The organism is Xylanibacter sp. (assembly GCF_057607445.1).
Genome location: NZ_DBLZAX010000004.1, coordinates 26,512 through 46,994, shown reverse-complemented (window position 1 = coordinate 46,994; position 20,483 = coordinate 26,512). Strand labels below are relative to the sequence as shown.

The 20,483-nt window shown below is 46.6% G+C and carries 12 protein-coding genes and 2 pseudogenes; 6 read left to right on the top strand and 8 right to left on the bottom strand.

Annotated features, from left to right (window positions below; translation table 11 throughout):
• Window positions 1-165: 165 nt before the first annotated feature.
• Window positions 166-688: pseudogene (locus ACZMIG_RS04740) on the bottom strand (ISAon1 family transposase); the annotation flags it as partial.
• Between the two features lie 846 nt (window positions 689-1,534).
• Between ACZMIG_RS04740 and ACZMIG_RS04735 the strand changes: the two are divergent.
• Genes ACZMIG_RS04735 through ACZMIG_RS04725 form a run of 3 tightly spaced genes read left to right on the top strand, consistent with a single transcriptional unit; the run spans window position 1,535 to window position 3,169 of the window.
• Complete coding sequence (locus tag ACZMIG_RS04735) at window positions 1,535-2,362, top strand: hypothetical protein (protein ID WP_302698122.1); 828 nt, start codon at window positions 1,535-1,537, stop codon at window positions 2,360-2,362.
• 11 nt (window positions 2,363-2,373) lie between these two features.
• Complete coding sequence (locus tag ACZMIG_RS04730; protein ID WP_302698123.1) at window positions 2,374-2,772, top strand: hypothetical protein; 399 nt, start codon at window positions 2,374-2,376, stop codon at window positions 2,770-2,772.
• Window position 2,773: 1 nt separating this feature from the next.
• Window positions 2,774-3,169 (top strand): hypothetical protein, encoded by a 396-nt coding sequence (locus ACZMIG_RS04725; RefSeq protein ID WP_302698124.1) that lies wholly within the window; start codon window positions 2,774-2,776, stop codon window positions 3,167-3,169.
• A 286-nt stretch (window positions 3,170-3,455) separates the two neighbouring features.
• Here ACZMIG_RS04725 and ACZMIG_RS04720 read toward each other — a convergent pair.
• The 6 genes and pseudogenes from ACZMIG_RS04720 to ACZMIG_RS04695 all read right to left on the bottom strand — a co-directional run.
• Window positions 3,456-3,661 (bottom strand): annotated as a pseudogene (locus tag ACZMIG_RS04720) (site-specific integrase); the annotation flags it as partial.
• Window positions 3,662-3,778: 117 nt separating this feature from the next.
• Window positions 3,779-4,444 (bottom strand): ABC transporter ATP-binding protein, encoded by a 666-nt coding sequence (locus ACZMIG_RS04715; RefSeq protein WP_302698125.1) that lies wholly within the window; start codon window positions 4,442-4,444, stop codon window positions 3,779-3,781.
• Window positions 4,435-5,370: a hypothetical protein gene (locus ACZMIG_RS04710; protein WP_487889160.1), complete on the bottom strand. Its 936-nt coding sequence runs from the start codon at window positions 5,368-5,370 to the stop codon at window positions 4,435-4,437. The genes ACZMIG_RS04715 and ACZMIG_RS04710 overlap by 10 nt, the downstream gene beginning before the upstream one ends.
• Before the next feature lie 34 nt (window positions 5,371-5,404).
• Window positions 5,405-5,575: a glycine zipper domain-containing protein gene (locus ACZMIG_RS04705; RefSeq protein ID WP_021854053.1), complete on the bottom strand. Its 171-nt coding sequence runs from the start codon at window positions 5,573-5,575 to the stop codon at window positions 5,405-5,407.
• Window positions 5,576-5,698: 123 nt separating this feature from the next.
• Window positions 5,699-7,678 (bottom strand): NPCBM/NEW2 domain-containing protein, encoded by a 1,980-nt coding sequence (locus ACZMIG_RS04700; protein WP_487889159.1) that lies wholly within the window; start codon window positions 7,676-7,678, stop codon window positions 5,699-5,701.
• Window positions 7,678-14,580 (bottom strand): LamG-like jellyroll fold domain-containing protein, encoded by a 6,903-nt coding sequence (locus tag ACZMIG_RS04695; RefSeq protein ID WP_418874499.1) that lies wholly within the window; start codon window positions 14,578-14,580, stop codon window positions 7,678-7,680. Before ACZMIG_RS04695 ends, ACZMIG_RS04700 begins: the two co-directional genes overlap by 1 nt.
• Window positions 14,581-15,123: 543 nt before the next feature.
• Here ACZMIG_RS04695 and ACZMIG_RS04690 point away from each other — a divergent pair.
• Together ACZMIG_RS04690 and ACZMIG_RS04685 are read left to right on the top strand one after the other, a co-directional pair.
• Entirely contained in the window at window positions 15,124-15,273 is a 150-nt protein-coding gene (locus tag ACZMIG_RS04690) for a hypothetical protein (protein ID WP_487889158.1), read from the top strand.
• Between the two features lie 174 nt (window positions 15,274-15,447).
• The gene (locus tag ACZMIG_RS04685; RefSeq protein ID WP_487889157.1) at window positions 15,448-17,709 is read left to right on the top strand and encodes a TonB-dependent receptor plug domain-containing protein; all 2,262 of its coding nucleotides are present in this window, start codon (window positions 15,448-15,450) and stop codon (window positions 17,707-17,709) included.
• A gap of 569 nt (window positions 17,710-18,278) precedes the next feature.
• Here ACZMIG_RS04685 and ribD read toward each other — a convergent pair.
• Window positions 18,279-19,247, bottom strand: coding sequence for a bifunctional diaminohydroxyphosphoribosylaminopyrimidine deaminase/5-amino-6-(5-phosphoribosylamino)uracil reductase RibD (ribD, locus tag ACZMIG_RS04680; protein ID WP_487889156.1), 969 nt, complete (start codon window positions 19,245-19,247; stop codon window positions 18,279-18,281).
• 209 nt (window positions 19,248-19,456) lie between these two features.
• Between ribD and ACZMIG_RS04675 the strand changes: the two genes are divergently transcribed.
• Window positions 19,457-20,428 (top strand): SPFH domain-containing protein, encoded by a 972-nt coding sequence (locus ACZMIG_RS04675; RefSeq protein WP_487889155.1) that lies wholly within the window; start codon window positions 19,457-19,459, stop codon window positions 20,426-20,428.
• Window positions 20,429-20,483: the final 55 nt, after the last annotated feature.

Below are 20,483 nucleotides of genomic sequence, written 5' to 3'. Positions count from 1 at the left end.
ATACAAGACGTGGGCATTGCAGTTTCACGTTTCGTGGTTAATTAAAACATCAATGGGGGCCGATTGATATAATTATGAATCAAATGAAAAAGTTTTTTATTGCTATTTTGAGCTGTTTTTATACAGCAAATGTAGTTTATAGGGCAACAACATGGCAGTAGAAATTTAATGGGGGTATCCGTAGAGCTTTGCGATTCTAAAGAGGAAAAACTTTTTATCCGTCACTCCATGAAGATTAGCTCTGAAGAGTTTTATTTTAGCATCGAATGATTCAGCCGCCGCATTTGTGGAACGATTGTTATAAAAGTTCAATATTTCATCATAATGTTCATAAAAGGTGGCAGCAATCACGTTAAACCGCTTCATACCTGCACGTTCCACTTTATCGTACCATCTTGCCATACTGAGCCTTGCGGCATCTTTGACAGTGTTTTTTTGAAAATATCATTCTCAGTGAGTGGGACAGCCCGTATGCGACCTTAATATCCGGGTATTCGTCAAATAGGATCCCAGCCCTTTCTTTTTTTCTTTCTGTCCATTTGTCCGCTGATTTAAACAGCAGGTAACGGCTTCTTATAAGCAGTTCCAATCGTGTATCTCCATTGGGAAAGCGAAATGGCACATAGGTCTTGCCCGACAGTCTGCATTCCTCCATTTCCTCATTGCTCTCCTGCAGCGCATCCCAACGAATTGGGAGACTGAAACTTTTGCCGGTGCGAAGGTCTGTCCACCTTCGACAACAGATTACCAATACGACCTTATGATCACGGATTGGAAAATTAGTAACGTTGACAGGATCCATAAAACCTTTTGACTCAAAATGAATATCATCACTTTATTCAGGATTCATTAATTCATCAAGGTGAATATGAATCTCACTCAAAGACTGTTCTACACTTGATATGCTAAAATAATCCAGTATTTCTGAAGGCAGCACTATGCGGGCTAACATTTCCAGTTAATTCGTTTTCATATTGCAAATATCGCAATTTCTATGGAATCTTAAAATTAATCCCCATTAAATTTCTAATGCCCCCATCAGGAATATCCGCAATGAGGTGGAAGATTTTGAATACCGTACACGGGTAAGGGCTGAGAAGTTAGAAAAGGCAAGGTTATTGCAACGGAAAGCGGAAGAGTTGATAAAGTAATAAATTCACTGAAAAGGAATGCGAAATTAAGTTTTTAAGAACTCTCCTCCATCTATAGATGGTTAAATATCAATCCTTTTTGTAGTATTCTAATTTAAATTTATTACTTTTGCAGTTGGATTGAGGAAACTCTATCCAAAACATGTTAGAAAAAAGAGGCGTTATGTCTTCTTCTTGTATGTACGAAGCCTGAGAAACTTCTAAAGTGAACAAGAGAGGTCGTGATGGTCTCCACGTATATGCGTGGGGCTGTTATTTACACATCTGTTCACGAAGGTTTTCTCAGGGCCTGTACATAAAGAAGTGTGGCATACAGCACCACGCTTCTTCGTTAAATAACAGCCTCGTTTAGGTGCTATCGGGCATAGAACAAAACTACACGTATGACAATTCTAATTATTATTCTTATTGTTGTAGCAGTAATCTTCATCATCAATTATAATGGTAATAAACATGATGAGGAAATGAGAAAACTTGCTGAGCAAAAAAAAACGACACAAAGTTCACTTAGCCAACATGATATCAACAACAAAATCATGGATGCAGTCCACGCTATGGGCGATGGTCACAATGCTCAATACTGGGAAGGTTTTAAGCGCAGAAAACCAAACGAAGCAAAAGCCATAGTTGCTGCTTCTAGATTGAACATGGACTCTTTGAGTGATAAGGATGCCTTTGAGGTCGTGAGCACATTCCTTCGCTGGTCTGAGAATGCCGGAAAACCAATTTCTAAACTTAAAGAAGACACTATTTCACAACTCTCTGAATTTCTCAATGAAGTTTCTTTTGAAATGTTGGAATCCAAGCTTAAAAATGAGATACCCAAGGAAGCTAAGACATTCAACATTTCTCCAAACCATACAGTCAGCTACTTTATGCTAATATACTTGAAGGAAGCACAAAACTGCCAATCTAAGACAAGTGTTTCAACTGGCGACATCCGCTCTTTGGTAGAGCAGTTGTTAGACACCGTCTTTACACATGAGATGAAAGCAAAGATGAACGAGGATATGGCATATGTATTCGGTAATTTGGTTGTTGATATGGTTAAGAGTGGCGACGTTGATTCACAACTTCAAATGATGTTGTCAGCAATGACCATTCAAAACATCAAGATGATGAATAAATTGTATGAGTCGGGTAAGGTGGATAAAAATGAGTTCGACAAAATACTTGAAGAAACACTTGATAAGTTTGCACATCAATTCTAAAACAGTATATTATGGGGTGGATAATAATTGCGATTATTGCTTTTGTGGCATTTAAGTTCATTTTGGACTCTAAAGCTCAATCAAATGCTGTTGCCAAGCAAGGTGGCATGAGAAAGAAATATTCGATATTGGTTGATTATTTTCTCACAGAAAATGAGAATTGTCGAATTATTCAGGAAAATAGTACATTCATTCGTGTCGGTGCTGCCAATCCCGCTGCGAGTACATATTTTGACATCGCCCAAACCTACGGAACAGTTACAATACAATGGAGTTCTAAAAGCATACTTCTTGGAAAACATAAGTTAGAATGGCAGTTCAATGAGTTTGCAAACCAACACGAAATGATACGTCAAATTGAGCATGACGTAAAAACCTATATGGGTAATGTACTATCTAAATTTCAGTAATATGGGACTGTTCTCTAAAATATTTGGTGGGGCGAAAGAGCTCACAAAAATCTCCAATGGCGTTGCTAATGTCACCAACATGCTTGATGAATACGAAAGCAATCCCGATTTAACATATCTGTATGTGTCGGCATGGATTACACGTGTTGCAGTTATTGATGTAGTGGAAGCAAACGAATTTCCCTCACACTACGCTCTTTATGCCCCGATTCATGGTAATCAGACAAAAATGACCATCATGGAAGCATACGGATTAACTATCACAAGAGTTGTGTCCAAAGCACTTGAGCGTTCCTCACGCATTCATGATTATGTGCAAGACATCTTAGACAAAAAGGAAGCTTTCTACGAGATAGACAGGCAATTGCCCGAAGAACAAAAAAGAATATTCAGATAACATAAACATACATACAACAATAAAAATACATCTTGACTCTATTCCTATGTTTTACGGCTTTTTAAATGCACAAACCATCGCCTAGAATGCTGCCATAAATTCTTATATAGGCGAAAAGGTGTGTGAGAAAGGAATAGTGGTCATGACACTTGCTATTGAAAAAGTGGAGTTTATTCCTTTTTTCCTTTCTCAAATAAGGTTAGTTTATGGCTTTGTATATATCCAAACTAAACCTATTTCTGTTAGCTGCAAAACATATATGTTGGCGAAAAGAGAAACAGCCTTTTTCTTTTCGCCTGTGGTGCTTGACAGCAAACTTTGGATTTCCTTGCATCTTACCGCTTTCGTAATACACCTGATTACCGTTTTCATCCAATACGGGCTTTTCCTCTCTACCTAAATAATACTCTAAGTAAAGGCTGATTCTGCCATCCGAAAGTTTATTTTGTCCAGTTTCGGATTTTCTTTTGTTTTATTTTCTAACATTTCTATGCCTTGTACCGGCTCTGGGTACTAGAAAGCAGCTAAGTATTTGGTTATCAATACTTGGCTGTTTTTATTTTATGTAAATAATGTTCTGCTTATATTTTAAACAAAGTATTTCAAAGCCTACATCCCGCCATGAATGTCGGCAAGTATGCTCCGTTCTATATTTTCCACCGGTTCATCAGTGTATCTCTTCACGATGGTGTGACGGCTCAGATAGTCGATGCTGTCGCACAGTTCGCGCAGGATGGTTATCTGGTGTGAGGACAGCAGCAGGGTTTTGCCTTTGTCTTTCAGCGAGCGTATGATTTTCTTCAGCTGAATACAGCCGTATAAGTCGACACCGTTGAACGGCTCGTCAAGTATATACAAGTCGTTGTCCTGCAACAGCAGAGCCATAAGCGCCAGCTTCTTTTTCATGCCGGTAGAATATTCCGATGCATACCTATGCAACGGCAGCTGAAACATTTTATTCACTTCTTCCACCCTTGCTCTGTTGATCTTCTTGCCTTTTGCTTTTATGCAAAAATCGAGATACTCATATCCGGTAATCAGCGAATAGAAATGAGTCTCGGCCGGCAGATAACCGATTGAGATGCCTGACGCCTTGTCTATGCTGCCGTCATAACCGGTAAGTCCCATGATGCAGTTAAACAGCGTTGTCTTGCCTGCCCCATTCTCACCGACAAGTCCATAAATCATCCCCGACTGATAGGCTACCGACAATCCATGTAAAACCATTGTCTTGCCGTAGCTTTTTGACAAATCTGTTATCTTTATCAGTTCCATATATTTTTTAAGTTGTTTTTAAGGAATATACAGCATAATACGTTTATCAGAACAAACGGAACTAGCAGAAGCGGAATAAAACAAGTAAAGAAAAACAGGGGTATAAGCACTATCAACTGATAGACGGCCAGTGATGCTGATGAAAACGACATATGGCGCACCATGCCCATATTGCACAAATATAATATGCTTCCCGATATTACGGAAACAGCAAACAGCAGATTATCACCGCTGAAGGAAAACGAAAGTATAATTCCGACAAAAGGCACGGCTGTTATTACGGCGTTCCAGACGCTTGACAAGACAAGATGCCGCTGAAAAGCTGAATAATTGAGATAAAAGGTTAGCTCCTGCCGCTGCGGAACGGATGCAAACGACATTGTCTGAACTATGCCCCATACAATCAAGGCTACCTTTCCGATACGGATATTGGCATGCAGCGCCCCTATGACTGTAACTATGAGCAAAAGAAGATAAAACCAGCCATACATGCGGAACATGCGGATATACTCCAGACCGCCTTTGTAGAGAAAAGGCAAGGGGACGGGCACAGACTTCATCTTTATGGTTTTTAGCTTAGGCAAAAGAACGGCAGTTGCCATGATGACTGCGGCAGCGGCAAAATGACTTCTGAGACATTCAATCACAACAAACGGCAAACCTATCAATATATATTCAGCCATGAGGAGTAAGGCTGGACATTTAACTTGCTGCGACAGAAAGTCTTTGTCCTTACGTTCGTTATGATAGCATAGCAGGCATAAAATGACGGCAGCGGGCATAATCCAGCTGTAGTTTGTCTTTATCAGCACATAAAGAGCCAAAAACATAAATGCCGCAAAAAGCAGACTTACGGCAACGCCCAGTCGCCTTAAAATCCGCCAAAGCTGTTTCAGGCGTAATGCGAAATAGAGAACCGCTATCATTGTTTCCTCATCAATTCACGAGTTTAATCTCTTCTTATTTTTGTCTACAAGTTCCAAAAAGGATTGCAAGTGTGCTTAAAGCCACGCCGACAGCTATTCCTAAAGCCACTCCGATCTTAATATTATCCATAGCTGCGCCGGCTGCTGTGCCAGCCATAATCCCCAATGCCATAATCGGGCCGCAAATCAAATAATATTTCTTCATGAACTTTATTATTTTGTTGTTATTTTAGAAATGCAAATATACAAAAAAGGAGCGATTCTTGTTATTCAATCGCTCCTTTTCTTAGGTTATGTTTAATAATAGTATAAAATTATGCTGTTGTCATTATTTATTCTCACCAATCTCAAACGGCTTCGTTGCCGTGGCGTTGCCGTACTGGATATAGAGCTGATATTTGCCCGGTTTCATGTCGGTAACATCTATAAGATATGGTGCAATATACTTCACAGCCTTAACCACTCGCTCCTTGCTGTCGAAGATCACCACCTTTGCCGGATCCTGCGTGGGCAGAGTGAGGCGTATGCCCGAATTGTTAGGATTGAACGTAACGCGGGCCTCTTCAAGAGCGTTGGCATAGTTGACGGGCAGCTCCGTGATGTCCTTCGGAGAGAATCTTACCATCACCCTCAGCGGCGCTCCCTTCACACCGTCCGGTCTTACATATACAGGAATCTCCGTACCGGGTTCCACCTGCATCATGTTAAGTTCTACGTTGAGAGAGCCATTGTTTGAAGCATCCATGCCCAGCGTAGTATTCTCGAACACGAAGGTTACTTCCACGGGCTTGTTGTCAGGATTGTCAGCCGAACGGGCCACACCCATAATATAGCCTTTGTTCTTAACGACGTTGTCTGTCTGCATCTTCACCCACGCTGTCTTGCCGGGCTGCTCTGCACGCGAGCGTGTGCTGTATTCGCATATATAGAATGCCTTCTTAGAGTCATTCAGGCTATAGCCCAATGAGTTGAGGTCGCTTATCTTTGAAAGGCTCACGTTGGCCGGGAACGATATAAAGTTCCACTCACCCGGCTTGAAAGTATATTTCAGTATAAGCTTCTTAACCGTTACAAAGCCTTTGTCGACCACCACCTGTCCGCGTGACTCCGGATCGGCATACACTGTCAGCTGGTCTATCTCGTCACCATCGTTCAGGACAAGTTTTCCGTCTTTTGCCACAGTCTTATTATTGCGCACATAGAAGCGGCACTTAGTTATAGGCGAGGTAAGATATTCGTCTGTACCTGGCTGCACGGCCGTAACCTCTATATATGCCGACTTATCCACCGGTATGGTATGAACGTTCAGCACATTTCCCTCTATGGTTGCATATTCGCTTCCGGCTGTTATATAGTAGAGCCCGGTGCCGCCAGAAGTGAACCCTGCGTCAAGCGTATGTGTAAACGGCTTGTTATAGGCCAATATGTCAGTTTCAGGCCATGTAGCATTCTGAGCTTTTCTTACATCTTTCTTAAGATAAACACGTCCAAGCGGGAAGTTCATGTGATCCTGAGCGTTATCATCAATAACATCACCTGTTATAACAATATTCGTCTGTCCGTCAATAGGCACTTCATACTTACGCAGATATATACCATCGGCCGGTTTCACCGGATTGGTCTTGGCATACATTGTCTGTGTCTCCTTTACTTCACCGTTTACAGAAAGAGAAAAACGGATGTCGCCGCTGCTCTTATTATCTTGTATTCCGTAATACGTAAAAAAGCGTGAATACGGACTGTCTTCAGCAAAGTTGAACGTGAAGCTGCCGTTGGCATGAGTGCTGAAACTCTTATAGAAATTAATACCGTCAACAGGGAACGGATTTCCGCCATCAATGCCTTCGTCAAACTTTATTCTATTATCATATCCGCTTGTAGCAGCATTCCACTTGACATCTTGTCCGATCCATTTAAAACGCTCGACGCCATTGTCCTCTATCAACTCAGAAAGATACTGTGCTCCGGTTGCAGTGATAAATTTAGCACGATATGCATATCTGTCAGTTGTGTCAAGCAGAGGCACCGTGAAGTTACGGTCGAGCGTCTCCGGTATTGGCAGCAGATAATATCCGTCTGACAATGGTATATTGTCTGAAGACACTGTGCTTTTGCCGTCACGCAGACTGAAGGACACTACCTGAACATTCTGTATTTCCTCGCCTCCGGCATTGACCTTAGCCAATATCATACGGCCCGAGACACCGCCGTCGGCACTTGGAACAAGTCCTATCAGCTCAATGCTCTGGGCCTGTGCAGACAGGCCGAGCAATGAGAACAATAAAACAATTATATATCTTGCTTTCATTATCTTACGTTTATTTTGTTTGTATAATCCTTGTTAGATGTGCGCACACGCACGATGTATGTGCCTGAAGGCAACTGATTAGAGTAGCTGTCTGAAGACGTTGTCGTGTAGACGCATCGGCGTCCGGCTGTGTCGAACATTTCTATTACCGACTTGCCTGAGAGGCCTTCTATGCGGCATGTGTTTCCGTCGATGCTTACCGAAGGCTTGCCGCCGGCAACCTGACCTACGCCAGTGGTCTCCTCATGTACACTAAGCACGAGTGCAAAGCGCGACTTGGCTTCATCAACATTATTGACGTCGAATTCATATCCGTTGCCGTCGAGCAGACTCCATCTCTGACCTGTTGACTTGTCAAGCAGTTCTGCCTTGTCGTTAAGGCCATAGCCATAAGATTTTATTGCAGCTATACGGAACTTTCCTGTAGACGAGAGTCGCAAGTAAAGCGGTATCTCAACCTTCTTGCCCGGAAGCACGTTTACCGACAGGTTGCGGTTTCCGCAGACAGTGGCAATCTCGTTGGTCTTAGAGTTGAGTCCTCCCCACATCTTCACGGCATCCTCACCGAGAACAAATCCGGCAGAAGTTTCATCCTGCAGCTTCACCTCCGTGCGGTCGGCCAGCTTGTCTGAGTCGCCTTCATAGAGACCGATACGCAGCATCTTGCTTTCATGCAGCATGTAATGGTCGAACACGCGGCGGCTTATGCTCGTATTCTTAGCCTCTGGTGTTATCACAAGACTTGCACCCGCCTGACGTGTCTGCACGAAGAACGGCTGGAACGGCATCAGCTTCTGAGTCTCGTCATAGTTCTCAACCATATCCCAGGCTGTATATGTGTCGCTCTCAGGATTATACTGGTAAAGATATTTCACCACCTCATCCTCATTCAGCACGACATTATGCTCCTTCGTAAGGTTTATGTTAGACAGATACGGATTACCAATGAGGTTCCATCCTGCGTCAAACTCGCTCTCGCTCGGATAATATTCAAGCATATCTGCATAAGCTGCGTTGCCGTTGCTGAGCAAGCTGCCGAGAGAGGTATTCACGATACCCTCCGCACCTCCGTCAGAGTCAATCTTTATCTTAACGCCGTCGCTGAGCACACCCTGCAACAGCTTAGCCTTTACGCCAAACGACACGTATGGCGATGTAGCCTCTATCACATTAGCTCCGTCTTCATTGTCAGCCAGCGACAGCTCTACAATAGGCTCGAGCGCAACGTTGAGCTTAAGTTCGCTATTGTCGGTAACTCCCGAAAGCTTTATCGTAACAGGATTAACAGCCAGACTGTTAAGGTTGTCACGATTAATCGTCACAATGATATCCTGTTCTGCCGGACCGTTAAGGTCGAGCTCTGATATGTTTGCAGAAGCATATTCTGACTCAACTACAGACACCTGCACCTTGCTTGTCGGATTCTTGCTTATCACGCGGCTCTTTACAGTTATCTTGTTGTTTACGTCGCTTATAATTATAGTGTCGCCGTCAGCATGACCGTCAACCGACAGATTTACCTTTACAGGATATTCACCCGCAGCACCGTCGTACATCAGCATCATCTCACATCCGTCATTAAGAGTTGTGCCGTCAACCTCAAACTTCATTCTGCCGTTATCCTGACTCGACATCGGAACAAACGTTGAGAATGGTTCTGTAGATCCTATCGGACGCAGAGCCAACGTAACCGCCGGTGCCGATTCAGCCTGCTGCATTGCGAAGCTTACTGTTGCCTTCTGGCCTGATGAGAACACCGACGCCTTGCTCATGGTCAACGTATAGAACGAGTTGCTCAGCGGCGTAAGCTCTGCATGGTCAGCATTTGCATAGTTATAAGGTGTTCCGTTCATCACGCCAATGCCGAAGCTTGCGCTTACTCCCTGCGGAGCTGCCACATGAACGGCCTGACCTGCCTCTGTATCCTGACTGTTCTGGCTGAACGTAGCAGTGGGGTGATATGGCATGTGAGAGAAGTCTTCGTTAGACGTTGTTCCATACAGAGTGAGCTGAGTGCCCGTAACAACATCATAAACTTTTCCGTCCTCGTTCGTATGATCCATATCGATGAACGACACCAAACCCGGCTCGTCAAGACGCGGATTGTTCAGCATATACTTGCGTATCTCGTCAGACGAGAGCGCACGGCTCCACAGCATCACCTGGTCTATTGCACCCTTAAACCACTTGTCGCCCTGATAATTCTGTCCAAGAAGCAATGCCGAATTTATCTTGGCAGTAGGCACGCCTGTCGAACGGAAATACTCTGCTCCGTTAAGATATACATGGAATCCGTCTGAAGCTGCCACAAGTGCCACATGCATCCAGCGGCCTACATCCGTAGACTTGAAATAATGTGTGGTAGACCATCCGTAATATCCGTCATTCCAGTGGAAACGCAGATTCTTGTCTGCAATATGTATTCCGCAAACTCCACCGTTGCTGCCGCGGAAGAATATCAGAGGCTTAACGCTCTTGAGCATATCCTCGTTGTCCACACGCACCCATCCCATCATGGTGACATTGTTGAGTCCGTTAAGACTTCCGCTTATCTGAGACGACTGCACAGCAGCTCCGCCACTTGTAAATGTCATGGCCTTACCCGGATCCTGTGGCAGCATCTTGTTGTTTACAGTGATCACCAGCGGCACCATTGTACCGTTCTTGCTTTCGATGGTATCCTTAAGTGTCTTGCTACCTTTCAGCATTTCTACGTCAAGCTGCAACTTTGCCACAGCCTTGCCGTTGACAAACTTCATGTTATCAGCAACCTTGAACAGTCCTGTTCTCGAGCTGATTTCATAAATTCCTTCAGGCTCATTCATTCCGCCTACAAGGCGCGCATTTACATCATAGGCAACATCGCTTTGATCATAAACGTCGATTTCGTTTCCTTCCCAGTTTCCGGCGAGCGAAGGCTCTACCGCAGCCTTATTCTCAAGCACGGCGAGCATCTTATCTGCCAGTCCGGCAGCTTTCACGCCTTTGGCAACAAGCGTCTTTCCGCTTTCGCCAGCCTCCATGTCGGCCACTTTCATCCACACCTTCTGGTCTTCATACAAGCCGCAGGCATAGAGCTGATACTGCTTTCCGCTATGCCATGACAGAGGCAGCTCTATATCAAGAGTCAGCTGACCGGCATCAGAGAACGGACGTATCTGGAACACCTCGGAAGCAGCAACATAATACTGAGTGTTGACACCCATGCTGTCCGGATGCAGGTTTGCATAACGATAGACACCGAATTCAGGCGACTGATCACCCGAAGGCGTAAGATATATCGCAGTACCGTTGCCTGTGTCATAGGCTGTACGTCCCTGAGGAGTCTTCACCTCTGACTTGACTGCACCTACAGCCACTGGCATCTTCACATAAGAAGTAACGGCCTGAGTACGCGGAGCCATTCCTGCACGCGAGAAGAGCTCATGCTCCTTGTCAAGCGCTCCGGCATTGAAGTCGTTGTAGTAAACCAAAGCGTCAGCCTCCGATGTGTCATGAGAGAACATGGCGCGCTTAACATCGTTCGCGTTGAGCGCACGGTTCCATATCTTCAGTTCGTCTACACTTCCCTTCATCGCCATGCTCTCAAATCCGTCGGCAAAGAGCGACAGGTTGACAGCACTGTTGAGCGGAGCCCACTGCACTATGCGCGGAGCCGAAGCTACCTCGCTGCCATTTATATATAATGTAACATTTCCGTCACGGTCTTCGCTCAAGGCTACATGCGACCAGCGTCCCTTAGTCAGCGCTCCGCCTACAAGGTCGGTCTGCTGAGTCTCGTTTGTGTCGTATGTTGCACGGTCGAACAGCTGTGCTGGCGCATAGCGGAACTTCAGCTTGCCCTGATCCAGGAGCAACGCCCATCCGCGCGTATCGCGCTGCTGCTCTACAGGACGGTTACACAGAATGACACCGTCGTTCTCCGGATTAATCCAGAAGTCTATGGTAAAGTCATTAAAGAAGTAGTCAACATTTCCCAAGTCTATACGGCCGCTACCGTTGCTGTAAAGAGCCTGGCCAGGCTTCGGAGTGTAATCAACAGCCGTTGCCTTTGCCGAAGACGACTTGACTGTATATTCAGCCGACTCTGTTGTTACGTCCGGCGACTCGCGCAGGGTCAGCTTCAGCTTAACTCTGTCTCCGTCCTTCAGGTTAGACGTGAAATACTGATACGGATTGTTCACGTCTGTTCCGTTTACATACCATGTATAGTCATAGTAAAGCGGAATAGTCCACTTTGTATCAATTCCGAATGTACGGCGTCCGTTGACATTAGAAAGTTCTTTCAGCGCAAAGCCATTCTTGAAGTAGCGGTCAGCCGGATGCTCAAGGTCAGCCACCCACACGCCACGTCCGTAATCGCCTATCACCATTTCCTGGGTGGTATAGTTCAAGGCGAGACGCTTTGCCGAAAGCGGATTATATCCCTTAAGCCACAACGACCATTGGCCAGTATTGTGGTCGCGCAGATATATACCTGACGAAGAGCTGAAGAAATACAGGTCTCCTGTTCCCTCATGGAAGAATATATCGTCACACGAAATTGACGGCAGGCCCTGCGAGAGGTTTTCGCTGTCTCCTGTTGTAAGATCATATTTAAGCACCTTTCCGGTCTGTGCAACATATATAACGTTGCTGTTATTCGGATCAGCAGCAATCCAGGCATTAGTAAACTTAGCCGGAACTTTAGAGCCGTTAGAACCGATCACCTTGACAGTCTCAAACGTATTGCCATTGTCTGTCGACTTGACAATTGTGTGGTTGGTGTTCAGCACAAACAGTGTAGGCTTGTCGCCGTCACGTGTTATCGCAAAATCACGCGCACCTGTTCCCGCACCGGTCTCATCCACTGTATTTGCAGACAGGTTTATCGTCTTGCGGCCGAAGTCCTCTATACGGAAGAACGACTGGGCATTGTTTCCCGGATTGTGAATCAGATACCAGTAGCCTGTACATACATCAGCCATCGAATAGCCTTCATACCAAGAGCTGAGCGATACGCCTTCAAGGCCTCCGCCTCCGCTTCCTGAGAAATAGCATGTTCCGGCATAAGGATTAAGGAAGGCTTCCGTACCCTCATATCCGCGCCAGTTGCCCCAGCGTCCGTAGCGGTATGTCTGAGCGTCCACATCCTGCGTGTTGCCAAGCATTGTCTGGTCGCCAAACTCGTTTACCTTAATAGAATAGTGCAGCTGATTGCCCATCGAGCTGTTTATGTTAGTCCACTCATGATTGTTTATGTCCTTATCCTTTACCAGAAGCCCCGCATCAGAGCCGCGGAACACACGTCCGCTGCGATGAGACACGATGCAGTGGTTGTCTGCATTATGACGTGCACTCGTAGTTGTATAGTACTGTCCGTTGTCGGCCAGAGCCTTAAGGCGGTTACCCCATCCGAACTCTCTGAACGTATGTCCGCCGTCACTGCTTATTGCAGAACTCATTGAGCATCCGTAGAGCCACTGGGGATCCTTAAAGTTTACGCCAAATCCGCCGAGCCAGCCCCATGGCGACTCGTTTCCGAAGGCCAGTCCGCTGCCGATACCATTTATAGGCTCCTGCAGCGTGCGCCATGTCTTTCCGCCGTCGTCTGAACGGTAAACAGCAGAATATACGCCATAGCTGACGTTACGCGACGCTGTTGCAAACCACATCTGCAAAGGGTTGTCGGGATTCACTTCAAGGAAACTCTGGGTTGTAGCCTTAAACGGGAACTCGTTCACCTGACTGTAACGCAGTTCTGTTCCGTCCTGATTATACACGTCGAACGTCATGCGCTTTATGTCAAAGCTTCCGTCGCTCTTCGGGGTAAGTCCGTCTTCAGAGTAATATATACTGCGTGATGTCGGTATATATATAATGTTGCGGTTTATAGGATGGAAGGCAAAGTTCTGAAAGAACGAGCCCTTCATTCCTGTCTCAGGGTGTGTCTCCTTGAGGTTATCCGGCAGCACAATCTGCTTCCAGTTGACGCCCTTGTCCTCGCTGTACCACAACTGACTGCCAAGATAATTCGCGCCAGACTGTATTGCGCCGATAAACTTCAGTTTTCCCGACGCATCTTTAAAGGCGTAGCCGCGCTTAAACGACTTATGCGTAGCGCCCTGCACTCTGGTCCAGCTCTGTCCGCCGTCCGTAGTTTCATAGACAGCACTACTGCTGCCGTTCTTCATGAAGGCAAAGAAATGGTTCCAGTCATCCGGGTCTACGGGTATAGCCGAATGTGAGCAGATCTTGCGGAACTCACGGTCGGGTATTCTGTCCGTAACGCAGTCCCATGTCTTGCCAAGATTATCCGTACGGAATATTCCGCCTCCGTCAGGGATAACCATCAAGGCATCAGGGTCAGTAGGATGCACTACTATCCAGTGCACACGGCCCGTATAGGGCTTCTGCTGCACGGGGCGGAAGTAGCCGGGATTACGTATACCCCTCATCCTGTCTTCAGGCGTATAAGGTATTTCGGGATAATATGTCTCAAGCTGTTTTGAATAAAGGCGACGAACCGACTTCATTGTCTCGCCGTAATAAGCCGTATCCACAAACTGATAGATAGAGTCGCTGCCCGGCGTGTGGCCAAAAGTAGGAAGCCACTGCTTGGCATACATACCATACTCGCGCGAACCGCGCACCTTTCCACGATTCGTTTTTATGTATCGGTCCATAATCCTTGTTATTTCCTGCGGGAACCATCCGTCGCGCGCAAGCTTGATGTAGACCTCATCATTCAACAAATCCTCCTTTTTCACCTGTTCATAAGCAGAATCGGGTAATGTGGAAACAGCACGTTCCATCTTCGAACGCTTCTTGTCGTCAACGTTCTTCTCGCGGCCCAGATGTGCCTGCATGAACACGAACGGCAGCAGAAGCGCCACTAATCCTGTCAATCTTTTTCTAACCATAATACCTTTATTTCTGTTTATATAAGTTTTTGCATCAAATAATCTATTATCTGTTTCTCTGATGTGTGTGCAAAATTATACATTTGTAGCCAATTTAAAAAATAATTCGGATTATATTTGGCATAAATTAATAAATTTCCCGTTTTTTGTTCTATTTTAAAAACTTTTAAACAATCATGTCAACAAATACAAAATAATTGACTAACATCAATTCTTACAATTTGTAAGCTATATTAACCAATATTTTGCCATATCTGAAAAATAGAACTATTATTTTGATAAATAAAACAACCCATTCGTAACATATAGAAAGAATTGACTTATATCAAGAAGGCAGCATACAGGAAAGACAGATTCTTGATTTTATAACATTATTTCATTATGCTTAATAGGCATTTCACCCATATTTTTACTATAAAAATCATAAAATATTGACGATTACCGGCCAAATTAAATAATAAACATTAAAAAAATTATGTTCCATTTGTATTATTGCATACATATTGTGTATCTTTGCACCCGAATCAAAAATACATTTAAATTATGAAGATGAAAAAAGAATACGTTTCACCCTCAATTCAAGTGTTACAGATAGAGTCGGAGAACATCCTTAGCGGAAGCAGTATTGACAATATGGACCCGCTTCCATCAGATCCAAGAAACTCATATTTTGATGAAGACGAAGAGTATTAACAATACAAATGAGCATTATTATTTAATCAGATAGGACCGTTACATCAGATAACGGTTTTATTTTGTCTGAAACATTGCTCCATAAAGATAAAATCCATTAGTAGCAAAAACAGCAACAGCGTTTACAATTATAATATTACAGGATAACAGCAATTTAAGAAATTAATCACCGACATGAAGAAGACTATTATTGCGGTTGCGTGCATCATTGCAGGCTGCACGACAAAGGCTAAGGCAAACACGGCCGACAGCGTCAACACATTCCGCTCTGTCAACCTGCAGGAGGTTGTTGTGTCTGTAAACAGAGAGCAGACACGCAAAATCAACACTCCGCAGCACGTTGTGAGCGTGCCGAAGAGCTTTATCGACTATGCCAACAGGCAGTCGACAGCCGATCTGCTCAGCGAAACGGGACAGGTGCTCGTGCAGAAGAGCCAGCAGGGCGGCGGAAGCCCTATCCTGAGAGGATTTGAGGCATCGAGAATACTGCTCGTTGTCGACGGCATAAGGATGAACAACCTTATATATAGAAGCGGACACCTGCAGAACTGCCTCACCGTTGACCAGTTTGCGCTGAAGAACATGGAGGTGCTTTTCGGACCGTCGTCGCTCAATTACGGCTCTGACGCCCTTGGCGGAACCATCACTTTCAACACGCTCTCTCCTACCCTTGCCGCCGACGGACAGACACACACAAGCGAAGGGCATGCCGTGCTGAGATACGGCAGCGCAAATCAGGAAGGCACGGCTCACGTTGACTTCAACTACGGAACAGAGAAGTTTGCGTCGCTCACATCGTTCACGTTCAGCAACTTCGGCGACCTGCGTGCCGGAACAACGCGCAACCCCTTCCTGCCAGACGACGACAGCTACATTGAGAGCAACATATACGTACAGCCGCAGGACGGCAAGAACGACATAATGCTGTATAACGACAAGCCGCAGCTGCAGAAGCGCTCGGGCTACCTTCAGTATGACTTCATGCAGAAGCTGCTCTACAAGCCCAACGCCAACAGCCAGCACATGATTAATTTTCAGCTGTCTAACACCAACAACTTCAACCGCTACGACCGTCTGAGCGTAACGGAGGTGAAGGACGGCGAGCTGCGCCCCAAGTTTGCTGAGTGGTACTACGGACCGCAGTTCCGACTCCTAGCTGCTTACCATTACGACGGACGCAACCAGCTCGGAGCCGACAGAGTGCACATGGCCGTGGCATATCAGAACGTGAAGGAGAGCCGCCACGACCGCAAGTTCCAGAAGGAGGAGCTTTACAACAACTGGGAGAACGTAAACATCGTGTCGCTCAACACCGACTGGATTAAATTCATGGACAACCACAAGCTGCATCTCGGAATAGACGGAACGCTGAGCTTCCTCAAGTCTACCGCCAACACCGAGAACGTGCTGACAGGCGAAACATCATACAACACCACACGCTATCCCGACGGAAGCAACAGCATGCACACCATCGAGGCATTTGCCACACACGTGTGGAACATCAGTCCGAAGTGGAGCATGCACGACGGAGTGCGCCTCGGCTATGCCACCACTTATTCGAGCGTGCTCAACGTTGACGAGTTCCCCTTCTTCGGCGGCGACAGTCAGCGCAAGAACAACCTTACATACAGCGCGGCGATAGGCATGAACTGGCTGCCCACAAAGACATGGAAAATCGCCCTCTCTGCATCGACTGCTTACCGCGTGCCCAACATCGACAACACGTCAAAGGTGTTCGACTCTAAGGTAAGCACCGTTACAATACCCAACAAGGACATCAGACCGGAGAAGACCGTGTCGGTTGACCTCAACATAACAAAGCACATCGACAACGTGCTGACATGGGAGAACGTTGTATACGGCACCTATTACTTCGACGCCATAACCACGGCGCGCGGCACATTCATGGGCGAAAGCCAGATGGAATATCAGGGCGAGATGTGCGACGTCTACACATACACCAACGCCAAGACGGCCGTATTGTGGGGTTTTTCGTCGAGCCTGACCGCCACACCGACAAGACAGACCGAGCTTTATGCCTCGTTCAACTATACCTACGGCCGCATTCTGAGCGGCGAAAAGAAGCAGCCGCTCGACCACATTCCGCCAATCTACGGACGCGTGGGAGCAGCATTTCTGACCGCCGACGGCAAGGGACGCTTCGACATGTATGCCCTCTACAACGGCAAGAAGTCGGTTGACGACTACAACATGGACGGCGAGGACAACATCGACTACGCCACCGTAAAAGGTACCGACGGCGAAGGCATGCCGGCATGGTTCACCCTCAACGTAAAGGGCAGCTACAACCTTAACAAGAGTCTGACGCTGCAGGCCGGCGTTGAGAACATCCTCGACACCCAGTACCGCGTGTTCTCGTCTGGCATCAACGCTCCGGGACGCAACGTATATGCAGCCCTGAGAATGACATTCTGATGCATGTCGTGCAAGACAACGGCTGCATAAGGCAGACGAAGCCGCATTAAGGCGGCCGCCCCGGCAGGAACATCACAACAAGAACAATGCTGACCGGGGCCGCTAAAACTAATTTCCAATCGGCCATTAAGCCGCATAAGGTCTAACTATACAAGCAAACCGATGCTTTCATCCGTTCAGGACGAAACAGCGATACGGCCGAAACTTAATGACTGATTTGGACCAAACAGAAAAATAGGGGTTAAACATAAAAAAGTTTTTTCAAAAAACTCGTCACTCGTCACATCTCGACATATCAACTTGATATACAGAGACATACGATGTGACGAGTTGTTTTTTCAACTCATCACACACCGCTTCTACACCATATTTTTGTACTTTCCTGACTTAGGTTGACTTCAAGCAGGCCTTCTCCTGATTAGAGTTGACTTCCGCATGGTGTGCACTTCTCATTTCGGTTGACTTCAAACAAATTCTGAAAGGTATCCTTTCATCATGCAAAAGGACACCTTTCAGAATACAATATGTGGCCTTTTAGCTTGTAAAAGACCACATATCAGAAACCGGCTCTAAACATGCCTGTATGTAAGTATTATATTTCCGTCGTATTCCTTGCGGTCGCACAGCTCTGCCGAGGCAGGTATCTGCGGTGCGGCAGTGCCTCCGCCGACGGTGCGCGGCGATATTTCTACACGCAATTCGTCCCAGCATCCGTCCTCGGCGAGGAAACTCCGGTGGGTTTCGGCTCCGCCTTCAACCAGCAGCGACTGAACGCCCTGACCGTAAAGCCATTTCATCAGCTGCGGCACAATGGGCTTGCTAAAGTCGGCTTCGGGCGCAAACGGCCTGTTGCGGTCGATTACTATGCGCATCGGGTCACGTCCCGCCCACAGTCTTACGTTAAGCTGCGGCTTGTCGCGCTCCGCCGTAACACGGCCCACGAGTATGGCGTCGTTCTCCGCCCTGAGCTTATGCACGAGCATCTGGGTGAACGGCGTTGACAATGCCACAGGCCTGAAGTTGTCGTCGATAAACCCGTTTGCCGTCTGACACCATTTCAGCGTCACATAAGGACGGCTGTGAGTGTTGAACGTCATGAAACGGCTGTTCAGCTCAAGACATTCTTTCTCAAGCACGCCCACCGTAACCTCTATGCCTGCGTCGCGCAATTTCTGTATGCCGCGGCCCTTCACCTTGGCAAAGGGGTCTACGCATCCTACCACCACACGCCTTACGCCCTTGCTCACAATGAGGTCGGCACACGGCGGCGTGCGGCCGTAATGAGAGCATGGCTCGAGGCTCACATACATGGTCGACTTGCTGAGCAGTGCCCCATCCTGCGGCTTCACCGAAGCAAAGGCGTTCACTTCGGCGTGGCCTTCGCCGCATCTTATATGATATCCCTCGCCTATTATGCGGCCGTCTTCGCTCACAATAACGGCCCCCACCATAGGGTTTGGCCTTGCCGTAAGCCGTCCGCAGCGTGCCAGTTGAAGGCACCGGCGCATATACATTTTGTCTTTTTCAGTCTGTTCCATGCTGCAAATATACTTCAAGTGAACGAGAAACAGAAATTTACGGGTGCGAGATTCTCCCTTTACTTCATTCCTGAGGCACTGCAGGTTTATAAAAAAATCTTAAAAATACAGTTCTTTCTATACGACATAAGGCCAAAAACGCTTATATTTGTAATATCATTTTGATATCATAATAAACTCTTATTTATAACCCAAAAAACACCTTATTTATGGAAAACAAGGAATTCATTTTCAAAGGTATGACACTCAACGGCATCGGCATGCTCGTTCTCAACCTGTTTCTCTACATTGCGTCGGTAGGTCTGATTGCTCTTTCGCCCACGATATTCAGTGGCGCCACGGCCATAGCTTCAGGCGTGGCAGGCGGCATTCTGCTCATTGTCAATATCATCGTCAGCTGCGGTTTCGTGAAGGTTGAGCCGGGCGAGGCGCGCGTGATGATGTTCTTCGGAAAGTACCGCGGTACGTTCAACACTCCCGGTTACCACTGGATTAATCCGTTTATCACCACCAAGAAGCTGTCGATGCGCGCACGCAACCTCGACGCCGAACCTATAAAGGTCAACGACAAGACGGGCAACCCGGTGATGATCGGCATGGTGCTGGTGTGGAAGCTGAAAGATACATACAAGGCAATGTTCGAGATTGACGCGCAGACCATGGCAGAGTCGAAGGCTGCCGGCGACGCTGCTGCGGCAAGCGCAAAGACTGCCAACATAATGAACGCCTTTGAGAAGTTTGTGCGCATACAGGCAGACGCCGCCCTGCGACAGGTGGCCGGACAGTATGCCTACGACGACGGCGAGCAGGACAACGGCGAACTGACTCTGCGCGACGGCAGCGACGAGATAAACAAAGAACTTGAAGCCAAGATTGACGAGCGCCTTGCAATGGCAGGTATTGAGGTAATTGAGGCCCGCATCAACTATCTGGCCTATGCTCCCGAGATTGCGGCTGTGATGCTGCGCCGCCAGCAGGCAACGGCAGTTATTGCCGCACGCGAGAAGATTGTTGAGGGTGCCGTGTCGATGGTGAAGATGGCTCTCGACAAGCTTTCGGACGAAGAGATAGTAGAACTCGACGAGGAGAAGAAGGCAGCCATGGTGAGCAACCTGCTCGTTGTGCTCTGCGGCGACGATACGGCACAGCCCGTAATCAACACCGGAACGCTGAACCACTGATGTAATTCATAATTCACAATTAAGAATTCATAATTGGGAGTGCGCTGTCATGCCG

Coding starts and splice junctions, on each gene's coding strand:
- ACZMIG_RS04735 (WP_302698122.1), top strand. CDS start 1,535: ATGACAATTCTAATTATTATTCTTATTGTTGTAGCAGTAATCTTCATC.
- ACZMIG_RS04730 (WP_302698123.1), top strand. CDS start 2,374: ATGGGGTGGATAATAATTGCGATTATTGCTTTTGTGGCATTTAAGTTC.
- ACZMIG_RS04725 (WP_302698124.1), top strand. CDS start 2,774: ATGGGACTGTTCTCTAAAATATTTGGTGGGGCGAAAGAGCTCACAAAA.
- ACZMIG_RS04715 (WP_302698125.1), bottom strand. CDS start 4,444: ATGGAACTGATAAAGATAACAGATTTGTCAAAAAGCTACGGCAAGACA.
- ACZMIG_RS04710 (WP_487889160.1), bottom strand. CDS start 5,370: ATGATAGCGGTTCTCTATTTCGCATTACGCCTGAAACAGCTTTGGCGG.
- ACZMIG_RS04705 (WP_021854053.1), bottom strand. CDS start 5,575: ATGAAGAAATATTATTTGATTTGCGGCCCGATTATGGCATTGGGGATT.
- ACZMIG_RS04700 (WP_487889159.1), bottom strand. CDS start 7,678: ATGAAAGCAAGATATATAATTGTTTTATTGTTCTCATTGCTCGGCCTG.
- ACZMIG_RS04695 (WP_418874499.1), bottom strand. CDS start 14,580: ATGGTTAGAAAAAGATTGACAGGATTAGTGGCGCTTCTGCTGCCGTTC.
- ACZMIG_RS04690 (WP_487889158.1), top strand. CDS start 15,124: ATGAAGATGAAAAAAGAATACGTTTCACCCTCAATTCAAGTGTTACAG.
- ACZMIG_RS04685 (WP_487889157.1), top strand. CDS start 15,448: ATGAAGAAGACTATTATTGCGGTTGCGTGCATCATTGCAGGCTGCACG.
- ribD (WP_487889156.1), bottom strand. CDS start 19,247: ATGGAACAGACTGAAAAAGACAAAATGTATATGCGCCGGTGCCTTCAA.
- ACZMIG_RS04675 (WP_487889155.1), top strand. CDS start 19,457: ATGGAAAACAAGGAATTCATTTTCAAAGGTATGACACTCAACGGCATC.